The 18,062-nt window shown below is 67.4% G+C and carries 17 protein-coding genes and 1 pseudogene; 9 read left to right on the forward strand and 9 right to left on the reverse strand.

Annotated elements, in window-relative coordinates:
• The first annotated feature begins 66 nt into the window (after positions 1–66).
• The 3 genes from FZ029_RS08215 to FZ029_RS08225 all read left to right on the forward strand — a co-directional run bounded on the left by FZ029_RS08215 (position 67) and on the right by FZ029_RS08225 (position 3,923).
• A complete protein-coding gene (locus FZ029_RS08215; protein WP_149268805.1) occupies positions 67–1,044 on the forward strand; it encodes a calcium-binding protein in 978 nt (325 codons plus the stop codon).
• Between the two features lie 142 nt (positions 1,045–1,186).
• Positions 1,187–3,403 (forward strand): heavy metal translocating P-type ATPase, encoded by a 2,217-nt coding sequence (locus FZ029_RS08220; protein ID WP_149268806.1) that lies wholly within the window; start codon positions 1,187–1,189, stop codon positions 3,401–3,403.
• A gap of 40 nt (positions 3,404–3,443) precedes the next feature.
• Positions 3,444–3,923, forward strand: coding sequence for a DUF411 domain-containing protein (locus tag FZ029_RS08225; protein WP_149268807.1), 480 nt, complete (start codon positions 3,444–3,446; stop codon positions 3,921–3,923).
• A gap of 63 nt (positions 3,924–3,986) precedes the next feature.
• Here the strand turns inward: FZ029_RS08225 and FZ029_RS08230 are convergent, their stop codons facing one another.
• Positions 3,987–5,162: an acyltransferase gene (locus FZ029_RS08230; RefSeq protein WP_149268808.1), complete on the reverse strand. Its 1,176-nt coding sequence runs from the start codon at positions 5,160–5,162 to the stop codon at positions 3,987–3,989.
• Positions 5,163–5,422: 260 nt separating this feature from the next.
• Here FZ029_RS08230 and FZ029_RS08235 point away from each other — a divergent pair.
• Positions 5,423–5,800 (forward strand): annotated as a pseudogene (locus tag FZ029_RS08235) (YkvA family protein); the annotation flags it as partial.
• Positions 5,801–5,898: 98 nt separating this feature from the next.
• Here FZ029_RS08235 and FZ029_RS08240 read toward each other — a convergent pair.
• Both FZ029_RS08240 and FZ029_RS08245 read right to left on the reverse strand, forming a co-directional pair.
• Entirely contained in the window at positions 5,899–6,462 is a 564-nt protein-coding gene (locus tag FZ029_RS08240; RefSeq protein ID WP_149268810.1) for an HAD family hydrolase, read from the reverse strand.
• A 283-nt stretch (positions 6,463–6,745) separates the two neighbouring features.
• Positions 6,746–7,243 (reverse strand): response regulator, encoded by a 498-nt coding sequence (locus FZ029_RS08245; RefSeq protein ID WP_149268811.1) that lies wholly within the window; start codon positions 7,241–7,243, stop codon positions 6,746–6,748.
• 210 nt (positions 7,244–7,453) lie between these two features.
• Here FZ029_RS08245 and FZ029_RS08250 point away from each other — a divergent pair, with 210 nt between their 5' ends.
• Positions 7,454–8,656, forward strand: a complete 1,203-nt coding sequence (locus tag FZ029_RS08250) for a helix-turn-helix transcriptional regulator (RefSeq protein WP_149268812.1) — start codon at positions 7,454–7,456, stop codon at positions 8,654–8,656.
• Positions 8,657–8,912: 256 nt separating this feature from the next.
• On the opposite strand, the gene aqpZ is transcribed toward FZ029_RS08250, so the two are convergent.
• The 6 genes from aqpZ to FZ029_RS08280 all read right to left on the reverse strand — a co-directional run bounded on the left by aqpZ (position 8,913) and on the right by FZ029_RS08280 (position 14,168).
• Positions 8,913–9,656 carry an aquaporin Z gene (aqpZ, locus tag FZ029_RS08255; RefSeq protein ID WP_149200457.1) on the reverse strand — a complete coding sequence of 248 codons (744 nt, stop codon included), beginning with the start codon at positions 9,654–9,656 and terminating at the stop codon, positions 8,913–8,915.
• A gap of 171 nt (positions 9,657–9,827) precedes the next feature.
• Entirely contained in the window at positions 9,828–11,699 is a 1,872-nt protein-coding gene (locus FZ029_RS08260; protein ID WP_149268813.1) for a chloride channel protein, read from the reverse strand.
• 151 nt (positions 11,700–11,850) lie between these two features.
• A complete protein-coding gene (locus FZ029_RS08265; protein ID WP_149268814.1) occupies positions 11,851–12,090 on the reverse strand; it encodes a hypothetical protein in 240 nt (79 codons plus the stop codon).
• A gap of 274 nt (positions 12,091–12,364) precedes the next feature.
• Positions 12,365–13,120, reverse strand: coding sequence for a YsnF/AvaK domain-containing protein (locus FZ029_RS08270; RefSeq protein WP_149268815.1), 756 nt, complete (start codon positions 13,118–13,120; stop codon positions 12,365–12,367).
• Positions 13,121–13,175: 55 nt separating this feature from the next.
• Positions 13,176–13,577 (reverse strand): YsnF/AvaK domain-containing protein, encoded by a 402-nt coding sequence (locus FZ029_RS08275; protein WP_149268816.1) that lies wholly within the window; start codon positions 13,575–13,577, stop codon positions 13,176–13,178.
• 66 nt (positions 13,578–13,643) lie between these two features.
• The gene (locus FZ029_RS08280) at positions 13,644–14,168 is read right to left on the reverse strand and encodes a hypothetical protein (protein ID WP_149268817.1); all 525 of its coding nucleotides are present in this window, start codon (positions 14,166–14,168) and stop codon (positions 13,644–13,646) included.
• Positions 14,169–14,525: 357 nt separating this feature from the next.
• Between FZ029_RS08280 and FZ029_RS08285 the strand changes: the two genes are divergently transcribed.
• From FZ029_RS08285 to FZ029_RS08300, 4 genes are all read left to right on the forward strand, one after another.
• On the forward strand, positions 14,526–15,719 hold the full coding sequence (locus FZ029_RS08285; protein ID WP_247892203.1) for a histidine kinase dimerization/phosphoacceptor domain -containing protein: 1,194 nt from the start codon (positions 14,526–14,528) through the stop codon (positions 15,717–15,719).
• A 64-nt stretch (positions 15,720–15,783) separates the two neighbouring features.
• Positions 15,784–16,371 carry an exopolysaccharide biosynthesis protein gene (locus FZ029_RS08290; RefSeq protein WP_247892204.1) on the forward strand — a complete coding sequence of 196 codons (588 nt, stop codon included), beginning with the start codon at positions 15,784–15,786 and terminating at the stop codon, positions 16,369–16,371.
• Positions 16,372–16,982: 611 nt separating this feature from the next.
• A complete protein-coding gene (locus FZ029_RS08295; RefSeq protein WP_188051866.1) occupies positions 16,983–17,312 on the forward strand; it encodes a hypothetical protein in 330 nt (109 codons plus the stop codon).
• Between the two features lie 127 nt (positions 17,313–17,439).
• Positions 17,440–17,637 carry a hypothetical protein gene (locus FZ029_RS08300; protein WP_149200464.1) on the forward strand — a complete coding sequence of 66 codons (198 nt, stop codon included), beginning with the start codon at positions 17,440–17,442 and terminating at the stop codon, positions 17,635–17,637.
• Positions 17,638–18,062 lie beyond the last annotated feature (425 nt).

Genomic DNA, 18,062 nt, shown 5'->3' on the forward strand with positions numbered 1-18,062 from the left:
TTCATCCCGCCACCAACGGTTATTACCCCGCCCCAAGTCTTGGCCCCGTGCAGCAAGGGCGTCGCTGTGAAGATCCTGTGCGTCATCCCGCATTTCTACCGCCCCAAGGCCGGCCATGCCGCCGGCGGGAACAATTCCAGTGATATCAATCGTAAGGCGGAACGCATCGCCGTCCTTGGCGAGACCATCTCCGCCTTGCATCAACTCTATGGAAACCGGGTGGCCGGTCTCGATCATTGGCGCAAGGTGGCGTGGCAGGCCGTATCCCCGCATCGTGCCGAAATCGATGTGATCGTCTGCACAGTCGGCGACAACCATCTGCTCAATTCTCTGCGGATCAGCCCGGTTCTCTACCGCCAGGCCAAGTTCAACGACGATTTCCCGCCAACCCGGCTGGGATTCGGCGCCCATATGGCGATGCGGGAACTGGCGGGGCAGTATGACTGGTACTGCTATGTCGAAGACGACATCATCATGACCGACCCGCTGTTCTTCCGCAAACGGGCGCTGTTCGATGCGCAGTTCGGGCCGGAGGCGCTGCTGCAGCCCAACCGGTTCGAGAACGCTTCGGCCTTCGGCTATAAGGTCTATCCGGATTACGTCCTCGGCCGGCCCTGGACGGCCATGCATCAGGATCTGTCCGACCGGCCGGAGTTGACCATGGAGTTCATGGGAGAGGCCGTTCGGTTCGAGCGCACGTCCTATCCGGCGGCCGGAAGCTTCTGCCTCAATGCAGCGCAGCTTGAGCGCTGGGTATCCCACCCGTCCTTCCTCGACATGGACGAATCCTTCCTGGGGCCGCTCGACTCCGCGGGGATCCTGTCGATCATGAAGGCCTTCCGGGTCTACAAGCCGGTTCTGGACCATGGCTCCTTTCTGGAGGTGAAGCATGGTTCGCCCCGCTGGTCGCCCATCGTCGGGCTGGAACAGCATCCCATCATCCCCAGGACCGACCCTTTCGCCGGACTTCCGGGGCATTCGCCTGAGGACGGCGAGCCGGATGCGGATAGCGGGGCGGCAGGGTCTGCCGAGCAGGTCGGCTGAAGCCGCAGGCCGCTGAGGCGGCCGGGTTCGGGCTTCTGCCGGGCTGTGCATGGACGGCGTTTTCCCTCTTGATCCTCCAGTCGCTGGAGAATTTAGGCTCTGTGGGAACCGTCGAAGATGCGCATCCGGAAGGAGCTTTCCCATGTACGAAACGCAGGGTGATGTCGGGACCGGCGGAGCCGTCTTGCGCACCAGCCGCTACCGGGTTTCCGGCATGGATTGCGGATCCTGCGCCGCCAAGATCGAGACGGCGCTGCGCCGGGTGCCGGGGGTCCGCGAGGTGCGGGTGTCGGTTCCTGCCGGCACGGTGGCCGTCTCCCATGAGGGCGGGCTCGACGCCGATGCGGTGGTCCGTCCGCTGGCGGCGCTCGGCTATGGCGCCACCCCCGCCGATCCGGTCGCGGTCGGCCCGGCGGCGGTTTGCGGCGGGGGCTGCTGCGGGTCCGGCGCGGTCCATTCCCATACTCACTCCCACTCCCACTCGCACGGCGATGCCGATGAGGCGCCCTGGTGGCGCGGGCGCAAGGCTCGGCTGACCGTGGCGGCCGGCGCGGCCCTGGCCGCCGCGACGGTCCTCGGCCTGCTGGTACCGGCGACGGAGCCCTGGGCCTTTCCGCTGGCGCTGCTGGTCGGGCTGGTTCCGGTGGCGCGCCGCGCCCTGGCGGCGGCACGGGCCGGAACCCTCTTCTCCATCGAGATGCTGATGACGGTCGCCGCCATCGGCGCGCTGCTGATCGGCGCGGTGGAAGAGGCGGCGACGGTCCTGGTCCTCTTCCTGATCGGCGAATTGCTTGAGGGGGTGGCCGCCGGCCGGGCGCGGGCCGGCATCCGCGGCCTGACCGCCCTGGTCCCCGACACGGCATTGCTGGAGCAGGACGGCGGTGCTCCGCAGGCCGTTCCCGCCGCCGGGCTGGCCGTCGGGTCGGTCATCCTGGTGCGGCCGGGCGACCGGGTGGCGGCCGACGGCATCGTGCTGTCCGGCCGCAGCGCCGTCGACGAATCCCCCGTCACCGGCGAAAGCGTGCCGAAGCCGAAGGGCGAGGGCGATGCGGTCTTCGCCGGCACCATCAACGCCGACGGCGCGCTGCGCGTCCGCGTCACCGCCGCGGCGCGCGACAACACCATCGCCCGCATCGTCCGGCTGGTGGAGGAGGCGCAGGCGAGCAAGGCCCCGACCGAACGGATGATCGACCGCTTCGCCCGCTTCTACACGCCGGGCATCGTCGGGGTGGCGGCGCTGGTCGCCCTGGTGCCGCCGTTGGCCTTCGGCGGCGGCTGGACGGAGTGGATCTACCGCGCCCTGGCGGTCCTGCTGATCGGCTGCCCCTGCGCGCTGGTGATCTCCACCCCGGCGGCCATCGCCGCCGGCCTGTCGAACGGCGCCCGGCGCGGGCTGCTGCTGAAGGGCGGTGCCGTGCTGGAGGCGCTGGGCCGCATCACCACCGTCGCCTTCGACAAGACCGGCACCCTGACGGAGGGTCGGCCCCGCGTCACCGACCTGACCCCCTTCGGCGCCGGCGAGGCGGAGCTGCTGGCCGACGCCGCGGCGCTGGAAGCCGGGTCGAGCCACCCGCTGGCCCGCGCCATCCTGGCCGCGGCGGCCGAACGCGGCATCGCCCCGCCTGCGGCCGAGGAACTCACCGCCCTGCCCGGCGCCGGCCTGAACGGCCGGGTGGGGGGCCGTCTGGTGGCGCTGCTGTCGCCCCAGGCCGCCGCCTCCGCCCTGAGCGCCGCGCAGGCGGAGCAGACCGCGGCCTTCGCCGCGACGGGCAAGACGGTCTCCGTCCTGCTGGTGGACGGCGTCGCCGCCGGGCTGATCGCCATGCGCGACGAGCCGCGCCCCGACGCCCGCAGCGGGATCGCGGCGCTGGACCGCGCCGGCATCCGCTCGCTGATGGTGACCGGCGACAATGCCCGGACCGCCGGGGCGGTCGCCGGAGCGTTGGGCATGACGGCGCATGCCGAACTGCTGCCGGAGGACAAGCTGCGCATCGTCCGCGGCCTCCAGGCCGGCGGGCAGCGGGTGGCGAAGGTCGGCGACGGCATCAACGACGCCCCGGCGCTCGCCGCCGCCGATGTCGGCATCGCGATGGGCGGCGGCACCGACGTGGCGCTGGAGACGGCCGACGCCGCCATCCTGCACGGCCGGGTCGGCGACGTGGCGGCGATGGTGGCGTTGTCTCGCCGCACCATGGCCAACATACGGCAAAACATCGCATTGGCTTTGGGCTTGAAGGCTGTCTTCCTGCTCACCACCGTGTTGGGCGTCACCGGGCTGTGGCCCGCGATCCTGGCGGACACCGGCGCCACCGTGCTGGTCACCGCCAATGCCCTGCGCCTTCTGTCCGTCCGTGCTTAAGCGCCCGGACCAAAGTTCTGATTTCGTTGGGAGAAACTCCATGAGCATGACGCGGCGGACGATGATGCGGGGGGCAGCGATGACTGTTCTGGCGCTCGGCCTCGGGTCGATGGGGCTGCCGGGCATGGTCCGCGCCGCCGTTCCCGCCGGAGGGGCCGCGGTGGAGGTCTGGAAGGCCGCGAGCTGCGAATGCTGCGAGGGCTGGGTGCGGCACATGCGCGCCGCCGGTTTCGAGGTCACCGTCCACACCGTCGACGACGTGACGCCGATGAAGCGCATCGCCGGCGTGCCGGACGACCTCGCCTCCTGCCACACGGCGCGGGTCGGCGGCTATGTGCTGGAGGGCCATGTGCCGGCCGACGACGTGCGGCGGCTTCTGGCCGAACGGCCGCAGGCCCGCGGGCTGGCGGTCCCCGGCATGCCGCAGGACGCCCCCGGCATGGACATGGGCGTCGGCCAGCCCTATCAGGTCATGCTGTTCGGCGGCGCCGGCGGACCGCAGGTCTTCGCCCGGCATTGACGGGCCCGATGCGTCCCGGATGAGCCGAGGGTGATGGCCCCAGATAATGGCTGGGGGCGGCGTTCAGGCCGCCTCGGCCATTGGTGGGCTGGCCGGCGCGGCTTTGCGCGACCGGACCAGCAGGCCGTTGACCATCGCCTGCCCTGGCAGTTCGATGAAGCGGTAGGTCAGGGCCGACAGGACGATCACCGCCAGCAGATAGCCGCCGCTCACCAGATCCATCACCCAGGCGTCGCCGAAGGAAAGCAACCGGTCGCTGCCGCCCTGCACCTCGCGCTCGACGAACAGCGGCCGGCCGAGGACCCCCTGCATCACAGTCGTGCCTTTCTGCAGCACGGCGATCAGCAGGGCATGCACCATGTAGATCGAGTAGGACCAGGCGCCCAGCCGCTGGAAGGGCGAGGTCGCCAGCAGGCGGGAGACCGGCCCGGCTTCGAAGGCGAACACCCACACCACCAGCCCGAACAGGAGCGGGGCCGCCAGCGATAGGGCGTTGCCCCCCGCGGCCGAGACGAAGGCCACCACCGCCAGCAGCGCCCCCGCCTCGGTCAGACCGCCGGCAAAGCGGGGTAGTTGCCAGCCGGCCGCCGCCTTATACAGCCGGTAGACGAGGCAGCCGGTGAAGAAGCCGTAGAGGCAGCGGAAATAGCCGTAGTCGATGCTGGTGTCGATGTGGTTGGCGGAAAAGCGCATCACCACCAGGGCGCCGGCGACGGCGAGCGTGACCATGGCCACGGCCAGCACGCTGGGACGGCGCACCGTCAGGCAGAGGATGGCGAAGGTGATGTAGACGAAGAACTCCGCGCTGATCGACCAGCTCGGGATGTTCCAGGTCCATTGATCCTCCACCCCCAGCGCATGGACCAGGGCGAGGTTGCTGACCAGGGCCGATGGGGCATAGGTCCCGGTGAAGGCGGCGGTTCCAGCATGGCCGCCGGATGGTCCGGAGACAGCCTTCACGCATTCCAGCGCCACGAAGGCCAGCAGCACCGCCGCATGCAGCGGCCAGACCCGGCCGAACCGCCGGACCAGGAAGGTCCCGGCCGACGCACCGCCGCCGATGCGGCCGGAATAGGCGTGGACGATGACAAAGCCGCTCAAAACAAAGAAGAAATCGACAAAAAGATAGCTGCCGTGCACGAAGTTGAGCATGTGGAAATGATCGATGCTGTGCAAATGGTACAGGGCAACGCATAACGCGCACAGGCCACGCCAGCCGTCGAGCACCGGGAACCGCATGGGGACCTCCGGGTGATGTTCAAAGGCGTTTCTTGGAAAATCTGTTAAAAAGGGCAACAAAACCTACGACTGATTGCGGGACGTAAAAAAGGACGCGGGAGGTTTATACCGAAGGATCGCCGACTACCCATGGCGGCCCTGCCCCGAGACCAGCGGCACTGCGCCCTCCCGTTCGGGTGATCCCGGACATCCGGTCCCATGCGTTGAAATATCCGCTCCGGAGGATAGGATCGGCGGCAATGGCATCTGCGAAGACATCTGCGAAGACTTGGGCGCGCGCGATCAAGCGCGACGTGCTGGCCGTCTATCTGGCGGCGCGCGACCCGCGCACCCCCTGGCCTGTCCGCCTCCTGGCGATGGCGGTCGCCGCCTATGCGCTGAGCCCGATCGACCTGATCCCCGATTTCATCCCGGTCCTGGGCTATCTGGACGATCTGCTGATCGTGCCGCTCGGCATCCTGCTGGTCGTCCGCCTGATCCCGCCGGAGCTTCTGGCCGAACACCGGGCCGCCGCGGCGCGCCGATCCGCCCGCCCGGTCAGCGTCGCCGCCGCCGCGGTCATGATCGCCCTCTGGCTGGCGGCGGGCGCCCTGCTGTGGCGATGGCTGGCGCCGTCGGTCGAAGGCTGGCTGTCTTAGAGTCCATCCGGTGCTTATTGAAGCACCGGATGGACTCTAAGTTTTTGGTTTTCCGTGTGATTCACGCTTCAAGCGCTTCCGCTTGAACCGATCACGCTCTAGCCGCCCGCCGCCACGCCGTCCATGGAGCGCGCCATGATTCCGGCGACGACGGCGTCGAGGTCGCCGCCGCGGTAGAGCGTGCCTTCGATGCCCGCCCGCTGCGCCGCCTGCAGGTCGGTGTCGCGGTCGCCGATCAGGAAACTGCCCTTCGGCTCCACCGGCCACTCGGCCATCGCCTGCAGCAGCATTCCGGGTTCCGGCTTGCGGCAGGCGCAGTCGGTCCGGTAGGGCGGCTCGCCATGCTCGGGATGGTGCGGGCAGTGGTAGAAGGCGTCGACATGGGCGCCGACGGCATGCAGTTCCTGCTGCATCCAGCGATGCAGGGTCCGCACATGCTCCTCGCTGTAGAGGCCGCGGGCGACGCCGGCTTGGTTGGTGACGACGAAGACCAGGAAGCCGGCATCGTTCAGCCGCTTCACCGCCTCCCTCGCCCCCGGCATCCAGGTGATCTGGTCGGGGCGGTGGGCGAAGCCGATGTCCTCGTTCAGCACGCCGTCACGGTCGAAGAAGGCGGCTCTGCGGCGATTGGCGTTCGGGGCCGGGTGTGACTCGTCTGGCATGATGGAGGGGGGCATGATGGAGGCGGGCCGTCTTTCTCGCGGTGGGAAACTTGCGGTTCGGTCTGGTTGAAAAGCCGCCCAGGTGCCGCCGTTGTCAACCCGGATGCATCAACCCGGATGCGGCTTCCCGGCCTGCTCCTCCACCGCCTGGCCGCGCAGCAGACATCCACAACGGCCCGGCATCTCATCACTGAACCAATTCATGCCCCGTCAACAAAGCAGGTCATCCACCGATAAGATGATATGGTTTCATGAAAACATATATTCATCCCATGCCGTCACCTCACCCCCGCACCTCACCCCGCTCGATCCGGCGGACGCAGCCCAGCAGCAGCTCTTCCAGGTTCAGCGGCGGCATGTCGATGTGGATGGCCTCGAAGCCGCGGTCGCGGGCCCGGACCGTCAGGTCGCGGTTCGCCGCGGCGATCGACAACAGGACGGGGCGCACGGCACCGCGCATCGCCGCCAGCCGGTCGAAGGCCGTGGGCCACGGCCCGCAAGCTTCCCGGCGCTCCGGACCCGTCTCCCCCATCACGATCAGGTCGGGAACCAGGGGGCCGGGGGTGCCGCGATCGAACAGGGCGAGGTGGCCCCGCGCCAGCAGCGCCAGCCCTTCGTCCATCGTGCCGCCCGCCACGACCCGCCACCCCAGCGTTTCCAGATAAAGCCGCAGCCCTTCGCGCAGCAGCGGACTGCGGTCGGCGACCAGTGCCCAGCGCACCCGGTTCCCGCCCCTGCGCATGGCCGGACCGCCGGTCGCCGGCAGGGCGGCGTCTTCCATTCCGCAGTCTTCCGTCATGGGGGCCTTGCTCCGCTTCGATGACTCCTGTTTCCGGCAAGGGGTCGATCCGACGACTTTTGAGGAAAATTACAACGACCGCATCCTTCACATGACGGACGAAACGCTCGACCGATGGTCATACGCAACCGATTGGTCTTGAGCGCGGGCGATTGCCTACAGGAAATTGTCTGCAAGCGGAGGTTTTCCCCCATGGCGCAGGCTGCGGACACGCTGATCGAGGACATCTACGACGCGGTGACCTTTCCGGAGCGCTGGGGCGGCATCCTGGAACGGCTCTGCGCCTTGAGCGATGCGACGCACGGCCTCCTGTTCACCGCCGCCCCCCATCACGACAGCCGGGCCGACGCGCTGTGGGCCCGCCACAACATCACGGACAGGCAACTGGCCGACTACACCACCCATTTCCGTCACCGCGACGTCTGGGCGAACGCGGCGGCGGCGCGTGGCCTGCTGAGCCGCTGCGGGGTCCGCCGCGGCGAGGAACTGGTGTCCGACGCGGTGCTGCGGCGCTCCGCCTTCTTCAATGAGCTGCTGCGGGATCACGGCATGGGCCGGCTGTGCGCGCTCGTCCTGTCCGACGGCGGCGAACTGGCGCCGGTGCAGCCGGTGCTGAGCCTCTACCGGCCGGCCGACGCCGCCCCCTTCCCCGACGAGACGGTGCGGCTCCTGCAGGACTGCGCCCCGCATCTTCAGCGGGCGATACGGCTGCGCGTCCGGCTGTGGGGGCGCCAGGACGGCCGGGAGGAGGAAGTCCTGTGGAGCGGCCGGATGATCGACCGCCTGCCGATGGGGGTTGCCCTGCTCGACGCGGCCGGGCGGATCCTCTGCCTGAACCGGGCCGGACAGGCGATGGTCGATGCGCGGGACGGGCTGCGGCTTCGGCAGGGGCGTCTGCAGGCCGAACAGGGGGCCGAGGCGCGCCGGCTTGCCCATGCGCTGGAGGCGGCGGTGTCGGCCGGCGCCAGGACCGCGGCGGTGCGCCGGGGCGAGGCGGCCGACCTCCGGGTGTCGCGCCCGTCCGGCCGGGCGCCCTATCTGCTGACCGTCCTGCCGCTGTCGCCCGAGGCGGCGGGGCCGTTCGGCGATGCCGGCGGCGGGGGAGGAGACGGCGCCCGCATCCGGGCGGTGGTCTACATCGTCGACCCGGCCGCCGTGGCGCCGGGGCTGGGCGCGCGGCTGGGCGGCCTGTTCGGCCTGACGCCGGTGGAGGCCGCCCTTGTCGCCGACCTGCTGGCCGACCTGACCCCGGCCGAGATCGGCGACCGCCGCGGCGTGGCGATCAGCACCGTGCGCAGCCAGCTGCGCAGCATCTTCGCCAAGACCGGAACCAGCCGCCAGAGCGAGCTGATGAATCTGGTCAACCGCTGCCTGATGCTGCCGGAGGGGCCGTGAGGAAGATGGTCACGGCAGCGCCGACACCACCAGGAGGCCGAGATAGATGCCGATGAACAGGCCCAGCACGATGCCGTAATCGGCTTCGGTCATTGGATTGGAATCGGGGTCGAACTGCCGCATGGATACGCCTTCTGCGCCGTCTGTCCTGCCTGAATAACAGTGGACGGCGGCGGGGCGTTGCGACATCTGCGGGCTATGGGGGGCGCCATCCGGGACCGGCCCCTGCGAACCGGTCCCCTCGATTGCATCCAGATCAGGTGGAGGAGCTTTCCGCCTGCCCGGTGATGGCGGGCTTCGCCGGCGCCTCTTCGGCAAGCGCGCGGTAGGCCAGTCCGCCCGCCAGCCCGCCGGCCAGCGGGGCGAGCCAGAACAGCCAGAGCTGCTGCAGCGCCCATCCGCCGACCACCAGCGCCGGACCGGTGCTGCGCGCCGGGTTCACCGAGGTGTTGGTCACCGGGATGCTGATCAGGTGGATGAGGACGAGCGCCATGCCGATGGCCAGCGGCGCGAAGCCGGCCGGCGCCCGCCGGTCGGTGGAGCCCAGGATCACCAGCACGAAGAAGAAGGTCAGCACCAGCTCGATCGCCAGGGCCGAGGTGATGCTGTACTGGCCGGGCGAGTGCGCCTCGTACCCGTTGGCGGCGAGGCCGTTGACGGCCAGGCTGTAGTCGGCCTTTCCGGTGGCGATGACATACAGGACCAGGGCCGCCGCGAAGGCTCCGACCAGCTGGGCCAGCACGTAGGGCAGGATGTCCTTGGCCGGGAACCGCCCGCCCGCCCACAGCCCGACGGTCACCGCCGGGTTCAGGTGGCAGCCGGAGATGTGGCCGATGGAATAGGCCATGGTCAGGACGGTGAGACCGAAGGCGAGGGAGACGCCGAGCAGTCCGATCCCGACCTGCGGAAAGGCGGCGGCGAGCACGGCGCTGCCGCAGCCGCCGAAGACCAGCCAGAATGTCCCGAGAAACTCGGCGGAGCTGCGCCTTATCATACTCATGCCAACCTCCCACTGCTGTCAGGGTTGCCGAAGGCCGGTGGACGCCGGTATGGGCACGAGCATAAATCCGCCGCCGGCAGGTGCGGCTTCGCGCGTTCGGAGAGGGGGATGTGGCAGAAGAACAGGGTGGCGGAGGATGCCCCCCGATCAACCGAATGATCAGCCGAACGGTCAGCCGAAGAGGTGCCGTTCTCCCAGCTCCTCGGCGCGCTTGCGTTCCAGTTCCTGATTATAGCGGCGCAGCGCGTAGGCCTCCGTCAAATAGCCGAGCAGCCGCTTCGTCGCCGCGCTCTCCACGACCGGAAGGCTTTCCTCCTCCGTGTCGGTGAAGAGCCTGAGAGCGCTGCGCACATTCTGCCCCGGCAGCAGGACGGCATCCGCCGACCGGGCGAGATCGCCGGCGGTGCGCTGGTCCATGTCCGCCTGCAGGGTCGGATCATGCACGGTGGAGAGGGTGACGATGCCGGCATAGGCTCCGCGTTCGTCGAGCACGAAGACCTGCTTGGCGCTGCCGAGCGGAAACATGCGGCGCAGCTCGGCCAGGCTCATGGATGCGGGGACGCTCTTGGCGTCGCGGCGCATCATCCGTCCCACCGTCAGGGTCTCGATCCAGCCGATGTCGTGCGCGCCGTGGATGGGCAGGCCGCGCAGGTGGAAGCGCCAGGTGGCGAAGGAATGGCCGAACGTCCGGCGCACGATCATCGTCGCGACCGCCACGCTGGTGAGCACGCCGAGGGTGACGGGAAAATCGGCGGTGGCCTCCTGGACCAGCATGACCATGGTGAGCGGGGCGCCGACGATGGCGGCGGCGACCGACCCCATCCCGATCAGGATGAAGGCGGTATAGTGGATGCCGACGTCGGGCAGCAGCCAGCCGACGATCTTCACGAAGAGGCTGCCGTACAGGCTGCCCAGGAACAGCGAAGAGCTGAACAGCCCGCCGCGGAAGCCGGAGCCGAGGGAGATGGACGAGGCGATGACCTTGGCGGCCAGCAGGCCCGCCAGGACGATCCCGTCATAGCCGAGGACGATGTTGTGCTGGATCGCGCCGTGGCCGCTGCCCAGAACCTGCGGGTAGAGCATGGCGATCGCGCCGACCAGCAGCCCTCCGACGGCCGGCCTGAGCCAGCCGGGGACATGTGCCGCCCGGAACAGCCGCTCCGCCAGCGTCACCGCCTTCATCGTGGCGATGCCGAGGATGGCGGCGCCGATGCCGACCAGGACGAAGAAGGGATAGTCGCTCGGACCCACGCTGACGGCATCGTAGACGGCGAAGATGGTGTCGTGGCCGCTGGTCCAGCGGGTGATGATGCCGGCGGTGATGGCGGACAGGCTGACCGGCGCCAGGGCGGCGAGCGTATAGCTGCCGATCACCAGTTCGAAGGCATAGAAGGCCCCGGCGAGCGGGGCGTTGAACGCGGCGGCGATGGCGGCGGCGGCGCCGCAGCCGACCAGGATCCGCAGGTCGGCGCGGCGAAGCTTGAAGGCCTGCCCGGCCGTGGAGGTGACGCCCGCCCCCACCTGGGTGTAGGCCGCCTCCATGCCGACCGAGGCGCCGAAGGCGTTGGACATCAAGGTCGAGGCGGCCAGGCGAAGGCTGTCGAGCAGGGACATCGTGCCGCCGTAGAGCGCGTTCGCCTCGATGGGGTCGACGATGTCCTTCGCCCGCAGGCGCCGGGCGAAGCTGCCGAAAATGCCGAGCGCCAGCCCGCCCACCATCGGGATGACCAGCGGCTGCCAGGGACCGATGGCCACCCCCGCGCTCAGATGGGCGCCGCGCGGGAGATCGAAGAGCACCGAATGCAGCAGCCCGACGGCTTTCTGGAGCAGGGCGACCCCGCCGGCAATCAGGGCCGCGGCAAGCACCCCGAGGGCGACGATGGCGAAATCATTGTCGCGGACATTCCGGCTGGCCAGGGCGCGGAGCAGGAACAGGCGGCTGCGGAACCAGCCGCCGTGACGGCCCTCCGGGACAGGGTGCAGGGACGGCCGGTCGCCCGTGTCCTTCCGTTTGGAAAGGAGGGGGATGGGAGGCAGGGACATGGCGGGACGCGGCTGTTGGAGCCCCCGGGACGGGCGGACATCCCCGGCATCTGCAACGTCGTGCGGTCAATATGAAACGCGCGACGCTGTGGCTTCATGTTTGGCGATCGGATTCACGCACCAGATCGATTCCGATTTCACGCGATCCGGTCTAAGCGGCGCCGGTGCCGGACGCAACGACAAACTCACCGGCCCCCGCCCCCGCCTCCGCCCGCTTGAAATCCATGGTCCAGTTCGTTTCCCAGCTTTCGCCGCCGTCGGCGGACATCGCCTGCTCCCAGCGCGGGCTGGCGGTGTGGGTATCCAGCCAAAGGAAACGAGTCTTGACCGGCCGCCCCTTGACGCAGTCATCCGCGTAAAAAGTTCCGACCTCACCCTCGAACCGTCCCATTACCGGGGTCTCGATCGAAAGCGGATCGGTGGTGGAAAGCCACCGGATGGCCCAGAGCCCGCGCCGTGGATCGTAGGACCTGATTGCAATCGCTCTGCCGCCACGAGCGGATTATCGCCGACTATGCCATGCCGGGGATGAGCGGCGTCGCCCTCATCCGGGATGCGATCCGCCCGCCCCTTCGGCAGCCGGACGGCCACCCCGGCTTTTGCCCGGGGTGGCCGTCGGAGGCGGGCGGTCGACATCCGCCCTGCCACGCATCGTGCGCTTCAGATCACTGCTTGTTGCCGGGCTTGGCGCCGGACTTGTTGGCGTCCGCCTTGCCGCCGACCGGCTCCACCTTGACGTCGGTGCGGCGGGCGACGGCCTCCACGGTCTTTTCCTGTTCGGACGCCGTTTTGGACAGCACGACCTCCTCGACGACGCGGGCCTTCTTGGTGATCTCCGGCGTTTCGGAGGTCGCCGTCAGCTCGATGGTCTTCTCACCGAAGGCGGCCTTCTCCTCGTCGGGGCTCAGGGGCCGGTCGACCTTGCGGTGTTCCACGTCCACCGCCTCGTCGCGCAGCGTCACGGTTTCCCGGACCGGCGTCTCGGTGACCTCCGACGTGGCCTTCACCCCGCCCTTGGCGACCCGGCGCTTGCCGATCTCGACCTCCTCCTTCACCGACTGGAGGGTCTCCTGCTCGACGCTGCCGCCGTTGCCCGCCTTCTGGGCCGGCTTACCCGCCGCCGAGGGGGCGGGCAGGTCGACGGATCCATTCTCGTCGAGGATGGCTTCCGCCGCGTCGGCATCCTGGTCGGCGATGTCGGCCGCGACCAGGGTGTGGCCCTGACGGATGGCCGCACCGTACTGCTCGGCCAGTTCCTTCTCGAAGCCGTGCCCCAGCAGGCCCCGGGCGGCCTTGTCGGCGCTGTCGGCGCCGCCGAAGGTTTCGATATCGGCTTCCTGGCAGCCCGCCGCGATCAGGGCCTGGAAGGCCTTCTTGGCGGAACCGCTTTCCTTGTAAAGTCCAACGACGATCGTGCTCATGATATTCTCCAGTAGGATTTAAAGTATTTCAGGGTCTTGAGATAAGGCAGGCCGCTCAGGCCGCAGGGGCGTCCGGCGGCGGATCCTGGTCGACGACGACCTCCTGCCGGCGCAGCGTGACACGTTCGGTCATCTTGCGGCTCGCGGTGCGGCGGGTGATCCGGACCTCTTCCACCAGCTTCAGGCGGACCTCCACGACCGCCACCTCCTCGATCACCGAGATGACGGTGGTGTCGCCATCCTGACGGTCGGGGATCGGGGCATCGACGAAGCGTCCGACGGGGATCCGCTCGACCTCCAGCGTCTCCACCGACAGGTCGGCTTCGACAGGCTGCTCATGCTCGTGGCTGAGGGTGCGGGCACGAACGGTCCCGGTCACCTGGGTCCGTTTGTTGACGCTCACCCGCTCTTCGACGGCGAGAAGCGTCTGCGGCCCGGTTTCGTCCGAGTTGGTCAAGAGGTCCTCCTGCGGTTCCGGTGGGCCAGGGAGCTGGAAAGAGCCGGCCGGATGCCGGCGGCGGCGTCAGGCCTCGGGCCGGGTCGTCATCTGCTTGGCGCCTTCCGTCATGCGGGACGCGGCCTGGGCGATGCGGACATTGACTTCGAAGAAGGCCAGCCAGCCGCCGAGCAGATAGCGGCTGCCCGCCATCATGATGTCCTGCGGGCCGTGGGCCCGGAGCATGCTGTTCATCATCTCGTTCTGGCGCTCGACCGCCTGGTTCATGAAGGTGACGGCCTCCGCGAAGCCTCCCCCATAAATCGCTGCCGGAGCATTGCCGGATTCCGTCGCCCGTCCGGCATCCGGAAGGCCACCCATGCTGCCGCTGCCGGACAGCTTCGACGGCCAGGGTCTCGGCTGCTGGCCGAGGAGGCCGCGGAAGGCCTGTGCTGCCGCTGCGCCGGCTTTCGGCGCTTGCTCTTCACTGGCGCTGCGGATGCTGGGGCGGATGTTGGGCCTCTTGGATGCCTCGGCGCTTGCCGCGGCTTCGTCGCTGGCGCTGTGAATGGTGGGGCGGGTGGTGGGAGTCGGGTGCGTGCCGTCGTCCATGTCGTCTCCATGACTGTTCGGGATGGTGGTCGGGTGTGGTCAGGGAGCGCCGGGCTCGACCTGAATGACTTAGCCAAATATTATGCTGCGCTGCAAAAATTCAATTGGTGCAGAAATATAAATTATGAAGACTACACTATAAATCGTAAGCTAAAAGGAGAGGATATTTTGAAGGCATGTGATCGGCATTTTTCAAATTCGCGATTTCGAGAAAATTGGTTTTCTGGATAATTAATATATTTGGTTTTGTCCGATCGGGTATCCGGCGATGTGTCGGCGCCACTTTTGCGCATAATGAGCTTGTGGTCCGCGTCTGTATCTTTTCAAAAAGAAACGACCAAACGCAGGGAGCATTGCATGCCCGGTAATCCCCGCGACCAGAAGGACGCAGAGAAGATGGTCAATGCGGAGGAGGCGCGTGGCGGTCCCTTCGTGGTGGCCGCGGAATCGACCCTGATGCCGATGCTGATCGCCGATCCGACCCTGCCCGATGTGCCGGTCGTCTTCGTCAACGCCGCGTTCATCAAACTGAGCGGCTATACGCGTGAGGAGGTTCTGGGCAGGAGCTATCACCTCCTGTCCGGCGCCGACACCGACCCAGAGGTGGCGCGTGCCATCGACCTGGCCGTGCGCGCCGGGGAGGCCATCGTGCGCGGGGTGCAGCTTTACCGGAAGGACGGAAAGCTGCTGTGGGTGCTCCAGCATGTCGCCCCCGTCTTCGAGGAGGGGCGCATCCGCTACCACTTCGCGTCCTTTGTCGACATCACCGAGCGCAAGGCGGTCGAAGACCAATTGCGGCAGCTCAACCAGGAACTCGACCGCCGCATCTCGTCGCGCACCGAGCGGCTGGACGATCTCAACCGCCAGCTCGCCAGTGAAGTCGAGCGCCGCATCGAAGTGGAGCGGGTGCTGCGCAACACGCTGCACGACAAGGATTTGCTGCTGCGCGACAAGGACGACCTGATGCGGGAGGTGAACCACCGCGTCAAGAACACCTTGCAGATGGCTTCGTCCGTCCTGCGCATCCAGCTGAGCGTTGCCCGGAGCCAGGGGCCGGCCGTGCAGGAGGCGCTGCGCAGCGCCGTGGAGCGGCTGGACCGCATGGCCGAGATCCACGAGAAGCTCTACCGGGCGCAAGGGCTGCAGGAGATCGAGTTCGGCGGGTATCTGGGGATGCTGTGCCGTGACCTGCTGGCGTCCTTCGGGGCTGCACCCAACCCGAACATCGTGCTGGACGTCGATGCCGACGAGGCCTTTCTGAAGCCGGATCAGGCCATCCCGCTGGCCCTCATCGCCAACGAAGCGATGATCAACGCGCTGAAATACGCCTTCCCCGATGGACGCCCCGGCCGCATCGCCGTCTCGTTCCGCCACACCTCGCGCAGCCTTCTGTGCATGACCATCGGTGACGACGGCGTCGGCATGCCCGACGAACGGCGGACCGGCTCGCTCGGCCTCACCTTGATGGAGTTGCTGGCCAAGCAGATCGAAGGCGGCGTGACCGTCAAGTCCGGCAAGGGCACCACCGTCACGGTGTCGATCCCGGCGTGACCGCCCGAGATCCCGGCGTGACCGCTCGATGGCGACGGGTCCAAGCGGCCGGAGCGAGGCGGCCATGACGCTGCATACCCCGACATCCGAGGTTCTGCGTGACTTGCTGGACGAGGCTCCGGCGGACCGCATCACGCTCGGCTGGCTGCTGGAAAAACTCCACAAGCGCTCCTTCGGCATCGTTCTGCTGCTGCTGGCGCTGATCGGGCTGGCGCCGGGAACGTCGCCGGTCGTCGGGCTGCTGCTGACCGTTCCCGCTTTCCAGATGATCCTGGCGCGCGAGAGTCCGGTTTTTCCCCGGATCATCACGTCCCGGCGCTTTTCGACACAGCGCCTGGTCCGGCTGGTCGATCGTGCCGTGCCGGTGTTGAGGCGCATGGAGACGGTCATACACCCGCGCTGGAAGACGCCGTTCGAAGCGACGACGCGTGTGGTCGGGCTGGTCGTTCTCGCGCTGACAAGCGTCTTCTTCGTCCCGATTCCCCTGAGCAACATCGTGCCGGCCGTGACGATCATGCTGATCGCCCTGGCTTATCTCGAGGAGGACGGGGTGTTGCTGGCGCTGTCCCTGGCGGTTGCCGCCGCCGTTCTCTTCGTCGCGACCTTCACCATCTGGCAATCGGTCCAGGCGGTCCGGTTCATGGCGTCTTGAGCCGGTCATCGCAACGGCGTCGCCATGACCTGCCCCGATGGAGCGGGGGGAAGGATCGCGCTCCACATTGAGGCAATAAAAGCGTATAAGAATTAAGACAAGCAAAGCGTACAGAATTTTCCTCCAAATGAGATTTGATATAAATATTTGAGGTCGATCATTGTGGCGTAAATTATCGCCACCATATTCATTATGAAACTCGTAACAGGAGGTTGCGATGACGCTCAGGAATACGACGCTATCAGAGTGGACCGCTTCAGAGCGTGCAGCCTGGGCGTTGTCCGCGCCGAAATGGAAAAGCATGGCCTATCTGACACTTGGCATGTCAGTCGGCTTTCTTGCAGGGTTGGCGTTCTCGGGCTTCAGCGGATAGCCTGTCTGCTGCAAGAGGAACGTCCTGCAAAGACGACCGCTGCGACGACGGCCGCGCTGGACCACCCGAAGAGCATCTGCAGGACGCCATCCGCCGCAAGCCCGTCAATTCGAACGGGCACCTCGCTTGCCATCAAAGCTTGCCATCAAAATGCGATTACCAGGTCATTCGTCCGACCGGCGACCTGACCCGGAGAGCACCTTCAGAAACTGCCGGACATGCACGGGAGCATCTTTCGATGAGCACCGCATTCACCCGCACAACCACCAGGACCGTGACGTTCACCCGTCCCTTCGAATTGAGCGGCGTGGACGGAGTGCAACCGGCGGGGAACTACGTCGTGGAAACCGACGAGGAGCTGATCGACTCGCTCTCTTTCCCCGTGTACCGCCGTACTGCGACCTGGATCCATCTGCCGCATGTCGATGGACGCTCCAATGGAGGGTCGGGCATGGCGCAGACGGCGCTCATCGACCCGGATGAACTGGACAGGATCCTGGCATCGGCGGAAACGCCGGAAACGGAACCCCAATATGGTTCGCAGGGGCATGGTTCGCAGGGCACGTGAAACCGGGTCGGGACCGGCCGGGTGCCTTTACCCTCATGCCGGGATGACCGTCGCGGCGAGGAACACGCAAGAGCGGTGCAGTCAGTCCAGTTCCTACTGTGGACCGCACCGGAGAGGAGAAGCCGTCATGCTAGCCACCCACCCAAGCAAGCGCCTGTCGTCGGTCCATTTTCTACGCGGGAAAATGTTCATTCAGACCGCTTCGGCGCTCCCGGCTGCCGTGAGCATTGCCGATGAGCGGCAACGCCAGTTGGAGCGTGGTGCCCGGCTTCGTGGCTGGGACGACGACGGTGGTGCGCAGCCGGAAGAGCACGCCAAGGAGTGAAGCGCGCTTCACTCAACGTTCAAGTCCGATCGTCCAACTGTGAATCGGCATGGAATAAGGGCTCTGTCGCGATGACCGCGGACAACCTTGCGGACGAGCTTGCGGCTGTGACCGGTGCGGCGGACGACTATCCTTGATGGCGACGCCTTCCTTGGCCAAGGCGAGAATGACGCCGTTGGTCTCCTCCCCGCGCCGATCCAGGGTCCCGATCTCAAGCCGATCGACGCCTGCCGTCATCTGATTGTTGAAATGGGCTGTCAGACCTTCGCGTGGAGCTGAAATACGGAAGCAGTGAGCGGTCTATACCAAGTACCAACTGTCTGCTCGTTGGAGCCGGTCCGATATTTGCGGTATTATGTAGCACCTGCCACCGCCTGATCCTGCCGCATCTCGGCCCTACCCGCTACCCTGTTGCGCTGAAACCG

This window comes from Azospirillum sp. Sh1 (assembly GCF_008365135.1).
GTDB classification, from domain to species: Bacteria; Pseudomonadota; Alphaproteobacteria; order Azospirillales; family Azospirillaceae; genus Azospirillum; species Azospirillum oryzae.